Source organism: Neobacillus niacini, from assembly GCF_030817595.1.
GTDB lineage: Bacteria > Bacillota > Bacilli > Bacillales > Cytobacillaceae > Neobacillus > Neobacillus niacini_G.
Map to the genome: position 1 here is coordinate 536147 of NZ_JAUSZN010000001.1, position 10884 is coordinate 547030.

Annotated in this window: 9 protein-coding genes and 1 pseudogene; 4 read left to right on the forward strand and 6 right to left on the reverse strand. The window is 35.2% G+C overall.

The annotated features are described in order from the left end of the window. Positions 1-254 precede the first annotated feature (254 nt). Positions 255-1205, forward strand: coding sequence for a ribose-phosphate diphosphokinase (locus tag QFZ31_RS02690; RefSeq protein ID WP_307300686.1), 951 nt, complete (start codon positions 255-257; stop codon positions 1203-1205). A 52-nt stretch (positions 1206-1257) separates the two neighbouring features. Here the strand turns inward: QFZ31_RS02690 and QFZ31_RS02695 are convergent, their stop codons facing one another. Further along, positions 1258-2085, reverse strand: a complete 828-nt coding sequence (locus QFZ31_RS02695; protein WP_307300687.1) for a formate/nitrite transporter family protein — start codon at positions 2083-2085, stop codon at positions 1258-1260. A gap of 198 nt (positions 2086-2283) precedes the next feature. Between QFZ31_RS02695 and QFZ31_RS02700 the strand changes: the two genes are divergently transcribed. After that, the gene (locus tag QFZ31_RS02700) at positions 2284-3441 is read left to right on the forward strand and encodes a glycosyltransferase family 4 protein (protein WP_307300689.1); all 1158 of its coding nucleotides are present in this window, start codon (positions 2284-2286) and stop codon (positions 3439-3441) included. Between the two features lie 163 nt (positions 3442-3604). Here the strand turns inward: QFZ31_RS02700 and QFZ31_RS02705 are convergent, their stop codons facing one another. Together QFZ31_RS02705 and QFZ31_RS02710 are read right to left on the reverse strand one after the other, a co-directional pair. Beyond that, positions 3605-4312 carry a glycosyltransferase family 2 protein gene (locus QFZ31_RS02705; RefSeq protein WP_307300691.1) on the reverse strand — a complete coding sequence of 236 codons (708 nt, stop codon included), beginning with the start codon at positions 4310-4312 and terminating at the stop codon, positions 3605-3607. Between the two features lies 1 nt (position 4313). Continuing rightward, on the reverse strand, positions 4314-5261 hold the full coding sequence (locus tag QFZ31_RS02710) for an NAD-dependent epimerase/dehydratase family protein (RefSeq protein WP_307300693.1): 948 nt from the start codon (positions 5259-5261) through the stop codon (positions 4314-4316). Positions 5262-5530: 269 nt separating this feature from the next. Between QFZ31_RS02710 and QFZ31_RS02715 the strand changes: the two genes are divergently transcribed. After that, complete coding sequence (locus QFZ31_RS02715; RefSeq protein WP_307300695.1) at positions 5531-6244, forward strand: glycosyltransferase; 714 nt, start codon at positions 5531-5533, stop codon at positions 6242-6244. Positions 6245-6283: 39 nt separating this feature from the next. Here the strand turns inward: QFZ31_RS02715 and wecB are convergent. Then, positions 6284-7443, reverse strand: a pseudogene (gene wecB / locus QFZ31_RS02720) (non-hydrolyzing UDP-N-acetylglucosamine 2-epimerase). Between the two features lie 265 nt (positions 7444-7708). Here wecB and QFZ31_RS02725 point away from each other — a divergent pair. Next, the gene (locus tag QFZ31_RS02725) at positions 7709-9202 is read left to right on the forward strand and encodes a glycosyltransferase family 2 protein (RefSeq protein WP_307300697.1); all 1494 of its coding nucleotides are present in this window, start codon (positions 7709-7711) and stop codon (positions 9200-9202) included. A 62-nt stretch (positions 9203-9264) separates the two neighbouring features. Here the strand turns inward: QFZ31_RS02725 and QFZ31_RS02730 are convergent, their stop codons facing one another. Both QFZ31_RS02730 and QFZ31_RS02735 read right to left on the reverse strand, forming a co-directional pair. Continuing rightward, entirely contained in the window at positions 9265-10029 is a 765-nt protein-coding gene (locus QFZ31_RS02730; protein WP_307300699.1) for a glycosyltransferase family 2 protein, read from the reverse strand. Between the two features lie 49 nt (positions 10030-10078). Continuing rightward, complete coding sequence (locus tag QFZ31_RS02735; protein WP_307300700.1) at positions 10079-10834, reverse strand: serine/threonine-protein kinase; 756 nt, start codon at positions 10832-10834, stop codon at positions 10079-10081. Between the last annotated feature and the right edge of the window lie 50 nt (positions 10835-10884).

Here is a 10884-nt window from a genome sequence, read left to right on the forward strand (position 1 = left end):
GTTTATTTTAAAAAATAGTTTATGAAGGACAAATAATGTAGTAGCGGGCTAGGATTTGTCTTTCAGACCCTGTATGAAGGACAATTCTTCCAGAACCCAACCAGGATTTGTCCCTACCAATAAATATTACAGTAATTCTAGTCTAAGTTCGAAGGTTCCTAAATGAAATATTTGTTCTAATGACTGTATTTCATGTAAAATAGGTAAATGAGACGTTAAGGAATTGTAAATAAACAAAGCATGGGGGACATAAAGTGTCGTATCAATTGAAAAAAGGTATTAAATTGTTTTCACTAAATTCTAATCAAAGCTTGGCAAAGGAAATAGCGAAGCATTTAGGCTGTGAGGTTGGGAGGAGCTCGGTCACTCAATTTAGTGATGGTGAAATTCAGGTAAATATCGAAGAAAGTGTGCGCGGCTCTGACGTGTATGTTGTTCAATCCACTTCACACCCGAATAATGACCATATCATGGAGCTGCTGATTATGATTGACGCTCTAAAAAGAGCTTCAGCGAAAATGATTAATGTGGTTATTCCTTACTACAGCTATGCACGTCAGGATCGAAAAGCTAGATCCCGTGAGCCGATTACAGCCAAATTAATAGCGAACCTCCTTGAAAAATCAGGTGCTACCAGGGTGCTGACAATGGATTTTCATTCACCGCAGGTACAGGGCTTTTTTGATATTCCAGTGGATCATTTATTTGGCATTCCGATTCTATCACAGTATTTTGAAAAAAAGGGACTTGAGGATGTAGTTGTTGTCGCACCACATAACGGTGCTGTAGGGAGAGCAAGGAAAATGGCCAAGTACTTAAATGCCCCGATCGCCCTAATTGATCGACGACGTCCTGAACCTGATGTTTCCGATATTTTTGAGATTATTGGGAATGTTGAAGGGAAAAATGTCATTATTTGTGATGACTTAATTAATACAGCCACAACGCAGACATTAGCAGCCAATGCTTTAGTAGAGCATGGGGCAAAGGCAGTTTATGCTTGCTGTACACACGCAGTACTCTCTCAATCTGCTGTTCAAAAAATTGAATCATCAGCGATTCAAGAATTGGTTATAACGAACACGATTGAGCAGCCAGAAGAAAAGAGAATTGATAAAATTACGATGCTGTCTGTAGCCCCATTACTAGCAGATGCTATAGATCGAATTCATAATGAAAGAGCAGTAAGTCCGTTGTTTGAATAAATAGAAGAAAGAGTCGTGATTATCACGGCTCTTTTACTTTTTTCACTAAAGATTATAATCCAATTTTTTTATCTAACATTCCAGTCTTTTTAGTGCCTTCGATAACAGTGTATTCATTTTTTTTATAAGCAAACCAATAAGCCATTCCAATAAAGAGTGCTCCGCCAACGGCATTCCCTAAGAAAACAGGAATAAAATTACCTAAGTAGTCCATCCATGTAAGGTGTCCTGCAAATATTGCAGCTGGTATGACAAACATGTTGGCGACAACGTGTTGGAAACCAATCGCTACAAATGCCATTGTTGGGAACCATATACCCGTGATTTTGCCCATCATGTCTTCACTTCCGTACGATAACCACACTGCTGCAGCCACTAGCCAGTTACAACCTATACCTGAGACAAATGCTTGAAGAAAGGTAGCCTCTACCTTATGTTCAGCAATATGAACGGTACTATCCAAATAGACGCCTGTTTCAGTTAATCCTACAATATGTCCGAAAAAGTAAGCAACGAAAATCGCACCTAGAAAATTGCTTACGGTGATGAGAAACCAGTTTTGCAGAACTTGTTTTGTAGTAATTTTATTTGCAAACTTTGCTAATGGAACCACCATCATATTTCCTGTGAGAAGTTCTCCGCCTGCTATTAATATAAGGATAAGTCCAATCGGAAAGACAGAGGCACCTAAAATTGCGCTAAGTCCAGATAACCCTTCGGATAGTGGCGCTGTAACACGTAAATAAAGCAGAAATCCTAATGAAATAAATGCGCCTGCCTGGAAACCTAACAACATGGTTGTAAGTAACGGATAACTAGTCTTTTTCATTCCATTTTTAATGGATATTTCGAGTATTTGATCGGGTTTGTATAATGACATGACTGTATTTCCTTCTTTCTAACCTGAAAAATTGTGAAGTACATCACATTTTGATTCGACTTTATTTTAACGCAATAAAGGATAATATGCTGTGAACATTTCTTTAACTTTTTATATTTATAGAAGACCTGTCCACACGTTTTTATCCCCAGTGCGTAAGCTAATATAATAAGGATTACAGAAAGGGGTGGAAATAAGGTGCCAAGGCTTAAGATCGCTATTATTACTCCAGGCGTTTATCCGATTCCTGGTAATAAATCAAGTTCTGTTGAGTTAGTTGTCCAAAATACATCCAATCTGCTTCAAAAAGATGTTGATGTAATCATATTTGGAATAAAGATGAAAAAACAATCAATCTTTGAAAGAAACGGAAATATAACTTTTTATCGTTATGAATTTAATACAAAACCCTATATTCAACAAGTAGTAGAGCAGCTGCAACATGACAAACCCGATATTATTCAAATAGAAAACCGCCCCAGAATAGTTAGATCCATTCGTCATGCATTTCCAAATGCAAAAATTATTCTAAACCTTCATTCGGTAAAATTTATCTCCCCTCCATACATGAATGAACAAGTGCTGATAAACTATTTAAATTTAACGGATTCTATTATGGTAAATAGCCATTTTTTAAAGAGTTATATATTGAATAGAACCAATTGTGATTCAGAAAAAATTTTTGTTAACCATTTGGGAGTAAACACTGAGCAGTTTAAATCTAAATGGGATTTAGACATTAGCCTAACAAAAGAAATGTTAAAAAAAGAACTAGGTTTATCCAATAATAAAATTCTCCTATATGTAGGGAGACTAATCGAAATCAAAGGGGTACATCATATCTTAGAAGCACTGCCAGAGCTAATTAAAGCGGACCCTTCTATTCGGTTGTTAATTGCAGGCAGTGCACTTGAAAAGTCTACTAACCATACCTCTTATATAAACCAATTAAAAAAACAGACTGAGAGCATAAAAGATTACGTTGTTTTTACTTCTTTTATACCGCATGATAGGATCCATACATTGTTTCAAATCTCTGATTTACTTCTCGTTCCTTCCGAGCAAAATGAAGCTTTTGGACTTGTAAATGTAGAAGGAATGTCAACCGGTATCCCTGTCATTGCTACGGAATCCGGCGGTATGCCTGAAATTATTGATCATGGAAAAACCGGATTCTTAATAGACCCTTCGAATGTGCGTGAAGAATTAACCAAACACATTCTCGACTTACTATCAAATCCCGAAAAGATTCAACAAATGGGTCAGGAAAGTGTGTTACGGGTAAGAAACTATTTTACCTGGCAGCAAACTGTTGAAAGACTGTTAATGCTTTATCGGAAATTGACAGAAGGATAAAAGGAATAAACAACGGTCAAAGGCAATCTTGGCCAGTGGCTTCTTTTATGCTAGTAATGGTAAACTTTTTTTGTCATAATCATGATAAAACTAAGAAACATACGAGTTGTAAAAAGCTCGTATGTTTCTTGGTTTCATTAAAGATATTTTCACTTCTTTTGCCTCAATTATCTTTTTGTTTTGACATTTGTTCAGGATGTCTCCTATAGTAATAAAGCACTTCTGGGAGGTTGTTAGCTTTAACACCATTATTAATACATTTTTGAAGAAATTCAAAATCTGCTTCCTTACCTAATTTTCTAGTAAAGCCGCCAAGACGGTCAAAAACGGATCCCCGGAAAAGGGTTGTCCCGTGGCAAATGCAATGTCCCCCGCTTTGATAAACTTTATAGATTTTTTCATCGAATTTAATCCAGCTTACTGGTCGACGTATGCCGAAAAATTTCCCATTTTTGTAATTGAAGAATGACGAAAATAAAGTTCCTACAAGCTCATATTGCGGGTTAGCGTTTAAATAGCTGACCTGTTTTTCAATCCTCTCTGGATGTGAGAGGTCATCCGAATCCTGAATGGCGATAAATTCACCCTTACTGAGAAACATACCCAAGGTTAAAGGTCCTGCATATCCAACGTTCCTCGGCAGTGATATCGAGATGATTCGATCTTTCATTTCCGGTCTTTTTTCTACAGCTGCCCTTTTAAACTCATTAAAAATCTGTAATGTATTATCAGTGGAACAATCGTCTACTAAAATAATTTCTATTTCCCTGTAAGTTTGTGCCAATATACTTTCTAAACAATCCTTAATATATTTCTCCCTGTTAAAACTAGTGATAATGATACTGACCAAATTCTTTTCTCTCGTGATCAATTCAACCATCTCCATTTTTTTTCGGTCTTGCTTTTATGAGTTCTTGTTGATATATATCAATGGTTTCCTGCAAACCTCTATCTAGTGAATACCTAGGCACCCAGTGAAGTTCCGTTAAGGCCTTTGTATTATCCAACCTGCTTTGAGCAATATCACCTATTCGCTGTGGTTTAATGACCGGAGTCAAATTAGTGTTTACCTTTTTCACCATTAAAGTTAATAACTCATTTATTTTCGTTTCCGTATTGGTACTGATATTAAATGTGTGATTACTTCCATTATGGAGTGCGCAATATACCCCATCTGCTACATCCTTTACATAGACAAAATCTCTTGTCTGCTCACCACCATAAATAATGGGAGGGATCTGTTCAAAAATAGAATGTAAGAATATTGAAATTACACCTGCTTCACCATGGGAGTTTTGTCCCAGTCCATATACATTGGCAAATCTTAAAATACTGTGGTTTAAACCAAAATGTTTAGTATATAACTTTATATATTGTTCTGAAGTCTGTTTCGAAAGGGAATAAAATGAGATGGGGTGTTGTGGATGATCTTCATCAATTGGGAGATATGCTGGTTCACCATATACCGCGGCTGATGATGCAAAAATAAACTTTTTAACATTATATTTCACGCAATTTTGAAGGAGATTAACGGTTCCAGCAATATTTGCTAGACAATCAGCTAAAGGGTTTTTCATAGAGACCGGTACGGATACCTGTGCTGCAAGATGAACGACGTAATCAGGTTTCTCAATAGCAAATATGTTTTCGATGGTTAAATCCTCAATGTTGGCCTTGTAAAATGCTGCAGATTTTGGGATTCGTTCTTTGATTCCGCTTGATAAATTATCTATAATAACAACATCTATTTTTTCTTTTAATAATTTTTCAACAAAATGAAGACCAATAAAACCGGCTCCCCCTGTAATTAAAACCTTCATAAATCATTCACTGCCCATTCTGTTATTTTTGTTTTCATTCAAAAAACGCATAGTAAATGAGAAAAGTAACAATTTTATCGGTGGTTCTTTAAGAATGCAATATTATAATATTAAAAATTTACTATTTTGGTTTGTGTGCTTGTCATCACAAATGAATAATTTACAATATCCAGCATGATTGGAGGCTCACTAAGAGTTAAGGCACATACTTATATGAAGAGGAAACTGTCCCCAAAATATTACATATAATAATAAAGAAATATATAAGGATGGGGGGAATAAATATCATTTCAATCATTACTTGTACAGTAAGAGAACATTTAATTAGTAATATCATTGAGAACTACACGAATCAATTATTTCAAGATAAGGAGCTTATTATTATATTAAATAAAGATGAGATGGATATAAACCTCATAAAGGGAAAAATTGGAGGCATTGAGGGTATTACTATTTATCAGCTTCCCCAAGATTATTCGCTTGGAGAATGTTTAAATTATGGTATAGGGAAAGCAAAATATGATGTCATCGCAAAGTTTGATGATGACGATTATTATGGTCCGGAGTATTTAACAGAGGCAATGAATGCATTAAAAACAACAAATGCTAGTATCGTCGGTAAAGAAGAATTTTTTGTTTTTTTGAAAAGTAATCATGCATTACTATTGCGAGGTCACGGGCTAAGTAACAAATATGTTAAGCATGTTAGTGGAGCAACCTTGGTTTTTGAAAAGTCCATAATAGATAAAATTAAGTTTCCCAACTTGACATTGGGAGAAGATACTGAATTTCAAAAGAAATGCATTATACATGGTTATAGAATCTATTCAAGTAGCAGGTATAATTTTGCAGCGATAAGAGAAAATGATGTAAATGAACATACCTGGAAAGTTAGTGATAAAAGACTTATTGAACATGGAGAAATTGTTGCATATACAGATGACTTTAAAAGTATGGTTATTAGAAAATTAGATGAAATATAAAAATGCAGAGATTAAGAAATCTCTGCATTTTTATGGGGTTCAATCAACAGGTGGGCATTTAAATAAATCGGTTGGTTTATTACGTTCACCAAACTTATAAAGGATCGTCTCAACAATCCGTCTTGAGGCTTCACCATCTCCAAATGGATTTGAAGCTTGTGCCATTTTCTGATAAACCTGTGTATCTGTTAAAAGTTCATGAGCCATTGAAAAGATAGATGTTTCGTTAGTTCCTGCTAATTTTAGTGTTCCGGCTTTAATTCCCTCGGGTCTTTCTGTTGTATCTCGAAGGACTACTACTGGAACACCTAACGAAGGAGCTTCTTCTTGGATGCCGCCGCTATCGGTTAATATTAAATACGATCGAGCTGCGAAATTTTGAAAGTCTATGACCCCTAAAGGTTGAGTCAAATGGATTCGTGCATGGTCGCCCAAAATGTATTTTGCATCATCCTGTACCAACGGATTTAAATGAACAGGAAAGACGACCTGGATATCCTTATGTTCATTAACCAGTCTTTTTATTGCACGAAATATATTGCGCATAGGTTGACCTAAATTTTCTCGTCTATGTGCCGTTACTAAAATAAGACGATCGTTTCTATTTTATCAAAAATTTCATGAGAATAAGATGTTGTAACAGTTAACTTAAGTGCGTCAATAGCTGTATTACCTGTAACAAAAATAGATTCTCTGTTTTTATTTTCACGTATTAAGTTTTTTTCAGCCTCCAATGTTGGGGCAAAGTGTATGTCTGCCAAATTACCTGTTAATTGTCGGTTAACTTCCTCAGGATAAGGAGAATGTTTATTATAAGTGCGAAGGCCTGCCTCGACATGTCCAATTAATACTTGATTGTAAAAAGCCGCAAGACTTGCTGCAAAAGTTGTTGTTGTATCCCCATGGACTAATACGAGATTAGGTTTTTCTATTTTAATGATTTCATCGATACCATTAAGAACTCGAGTAGTAATACTGGAGAGTGATTGGCGGTCTGTCATAATATTTAAATCATAATTAGGTTTAAGAGCGAATACCTTAAGAACTTGATCAAGCATTTCTCGATGTTGTGCTGTGACTGCTACAATGGATTCTATTTTATCTTTATAGTTGCTTAATTCATGTATTACCGGAGCCATTTTAATTGCTTCTGGTCTAGTTCCAAAAATTGTAAGCGCTTTAATCTTGCCTTTATCCATTTTTTAACTCCTTCATTAAATATCAAAGACAAACACAAAATTGTGATGGGAAAACTAATACCTTATTTCAATAATATGTTAGTAAATGGTTGTTCGTGTATGAATTTAATTACAAATTATTTTAAATGAATGAAAGATTTATACAAACATAATTTGGAGAAGATCATAAGATAAATATGATAGATAAATTGCGTTTTGGATATTGTCCAAAAGATTTTTTAAGAGAGTTATATAATGATCTCGTTCGTTTGAAAGGAGGGAAAAAATGGAGATTGGAGTAGTTCTTCCAGTTTACAATCAGAAGCCACAATATATTGATGAATGTATTCAATCAATAGAATCCCAAAATTTTCGTGATTTCCAATTAGTGATTGTTATTGATGGTGCGAATCATGAAACCGTTCAAGCTGTAAAAGAAGCAACTAAAATGTTAACGATTCCCTGCGAGATCATTTTGCGAAATGAGAATAAAGGGATTGCATATTCTCTAAATCAAGGATTCTCACATTTAAACCACTGTAGGTTTTTAACTTGGGTTTCCAGTGATAATCGACATTATCGAAATTTTTTACAAACGCTTTACGAACAATTGGTAAATGCATCTGAGGATACTGTTTTAGTTTATTCACTTTTTAATCTTATTGATGAGAATGGAAAAAGCAGGGACAATAATGAAATTCGCCGAGGTAAAATGGTGAAATTTATGTCACAGAATAAAGAAGACATACTGCAACAAAACTTTATAGGGGCGTCCTTTTTATTTAAACAAGCTGCTTTTACTAAGGCGGGAGGATACGATTCTAAATTTGAAAAGGTTGAAGATTATGAGTTTTGGATTCGACTTCTTAGAATTGGCGAAATTAAATTTATCCCTCAGTTTTTGATGGAATACAGATTAAATGGGGAACATTCTTATACCACAATCACACCACGAGAAGACATAAAGATTAAAAGTATAGCGGCAAGTAATTATCATCGCATAAAGCAAGGGGATACTCCGAAAGTTACAGTATTGATTAGCTTTTATAATGAGCGAAAATATATTAGACAAGCAATCGGAAGTGTATTAACTCAAACGTTTAAAGATTTTCAATTGATAATAGTTGATGATGGTTCTACAGATAATCCTTGGGACGAGATTTTTAAATTTAATGATGCAAGAATAATCCCACTTAAAATTGAAAATGGTGGGAAGGCAAGAGCATTAAATTTAGGATTAACCTATGCATTAGGTGAATATATATTGGAACTTGATGGTGATGATTGGTTAGAAGAAGATGCGATTGAAACAATGGTAGATGCAATGTCCAAACAACCGGACGATGTGGGTCTCTGTTATGGGAATAGAAAGAAATGGATTCAAAAGAGATACACAGTTGTACCAGGTCCTGTTTACAAAGGGATGAATTATAAAAATAAATATGAAGTATTAACCGAAAGGAAAACACACTGCCCTCGGTTATATAGAAAAAGTGCACTCGATCACATAGGTGGATGGCCAATAAGCCAAGCTGAGGACTTTAAGATTATGTTAAAGCTGGCGGACCACTATAAGTTTTATTGGATTGACAAAACGCTTTATAATCAGCGTCATCATAAGAATAACATTACTTTACGACAACAAAAAGAAAATGAACAACAAACAAAAGAAATGATAGAGGAAGTCCTTAAAGAATGGGGGGATATTTTCAAACCAGAATTTATAGAAAAAAATGGTCTTATTGAAAAAGTTAATCTTTCTAAAAAGAATAAAAGATAGATATAAGGTCACCGCAAAAAAACACCTCTTTTAGAATCAAAAAGGAGGTGTTTTTGAATTTATCACATATCCAGCCCATAATGCTTTTTATAGTATTCCTTAGCTTCCTGCAGTTTCTCGGGCTGACGAAGATTTGAACTGGGGACTGCATTTGCTTTATGAACCGCAACTGCGTTTTTGCATACGATGGTTTCATTAATGCCTAAGTTTTTACAGATTAGAAAAAAGGCTGAATCTTCACGAACAAATAAACTTGGTATGGTTACTTCCTTCTTGAGTGCATCGCGGCAAAGGACTAAACAACCTAAAGGACCCCAATCAGTCACGGTGTACGTTCCCGAAACAGTTTGATTTGCTCTTCTTTTCAAGGTGTTACCTCTAAAATTCATCCTAGAACCGGCAATTTGAACTCTTCCGCGTGAATCTGTTACAACTCCTGTAAAGATTGAATGCTTTGGGTGATCCTCAATGCCCGTTATGATGGCTTCAAACCATCCTTCATGTATGAGCATATCATCATCGAGAGAAATAATAATATCAAACTTTTCTTTCATTACCTCAAATAAAAAATGCCGACCTCCTCCACACCCGACGGGGTCCTTGTTTATTTCTCCTAGATCGTTGAAGCATTGAAGGGTGATTTCATTAATTTTCGTTATAGGAATGACACTCTTAATCTCATCATAAAGCTGAGGTCCAGCATCATTATATATATAGATTACGAAGGGCGGAGGGACAAACTTAACCAGGCGTTCTAAGTTCTCAACCAATACTTGTTTCCTTACTTTAACTGTAGTGATCATGATGCCAATTGACTTACTTTGCATGATTTACTCCTTTCTAAATTCTCTCTGTAGCAAGGGATGTTGTACTTGATTACTGAGTATTTCTAAGAGCGGAAATAGCTATTTTTAATTCATTTGCAGATTGATAGCGGTCGCTTTTTTTATAACTTGTTGCCTTCTTTAAAACACTTTGTAGTGCGGCATCTTTGACTTGATTACAAGCCTTTTCGAGAAAGAAGGGGGCTTTGCCATTTAATAAATATAAAAGGATACAAGCAATACTATAAAGATCGGTACTATCGTTAAGAGGCGATAAACCTTTCCTTTTCTGCTCGGGCGGGTAAAAACCTAGTGTACCTATCATAGGCTTGCCATGGAATTGTCCATTCTTGTCTTTGTGAACGGTACATCCGAAGTCTATAATTTGAATAGATTGTTGATCTTTAGAGAGGAGTATATTGTGCGGTGAAAGGTCACAGTGAAGCAGCCCTGCTTTATGAAAAGGTGCTATCCCTTCTAGAATGTTTAGTGTTATTTCTATTGCTTTGTTAGGGGGGTAAATTTTTCCATATTTATAGAAACCAAGTCTTTCACCGTTTATATACCCCATTACAATATAGGCATACAGTTGATCTTCAAAAAAGTCTATATATTCACAGAGAAAGGGATGTCTAGGAATTTTTTTCAAGATATCAGATTCTTTATGCGCCTCATCACTATTACTCATGCGCTTAATTGCAACTTCCCGATTAGAAGTTGTATCGATTCCTTTAAACACTTGGCTGGTTCGACCCTCGCCTATATGCTCAGAAAAATATTTATATCTTCCGTTTTTTAATTCTTGCATTAATATTAATCTTCGCTCCTTCGATATTAATACGTTTTTACTATCTTATG